The sequence below is a fragment of the Flavobacterium palustre genome (assembly GCF_014639535.1).
GTDB classification, from domain to species: Bacteria; Bacteroidota; Bacteroidia; order Flavobacteriales; family Flavobacteriaceae; genus Flavobacterium; species Flavobacterium palustre.
In genome coordinates, this window is sequence record NZ_BMGA01000030.1 from 1 (window position 1) to 557 (window position 557).

Annotated in this window: 1 protein-coding gene; it reads right to left on the bottom strand. The window is 42.1% G+C overall.

What is annotated here, in order from left to right; all coding sequences use genetic code 11:
* The coding region (locus IEV84_RS16685) for a hypothetical protein (protein ID WP_188495879.1) at positions 1-246 on the bottom strand (246 nt) is incomplete at its 3' end.
* Between the last annotated feature and the right edge of the window lie 311 nt (positions 247-557).

The following is a 557-nucleotide window of genomic DNA, read 5'->3' on the forward strand; positions in this document are numbered from 1 at the left end:
CGACGACTCATGTGTGTTAGATTGGGACATGGGAGCAAGTAAAGGAACATTTAATTTATGCATACCACCCGAACCGGTACTCTCGATATTGGAAATTTGGGGGGTGCTAGATCTCTTCTTTGATGGAAGAATATTAGATTCAGATATGTTGGGGTCAACTTCTCTGGGTGCGCGAATATTGGTTTTAGAAACACGTTTCGAATCTTCAGTATGAGTTGACGGAGGTGTGGAATCGGTTGGACTCACAGCTTTTGAAAGGACATTTCTCGGTTGCTCAGGATGTAGTTCGATGTCAGATTGGAAGTCATGGTCAGATTCTATGTTAANCTTGCCCTGAAGAATAACATAGTTAGTTGTATCTACTGTCTTCTTTAAGGATGGAAGATAGATGATATATCCATAAGAGTTTCGAGACGGATGTAGAGCGTAGCCTGGGATGCCACGAGGATGTATTTTGGAGTTAGGGTTGTGATCATTGACGATAACAGGTTGACCGAAAGGTAACAAAGTACTGATATCAAGTCCTGCCAAGCCAGCATGTTGTCTTGCAGATTTTT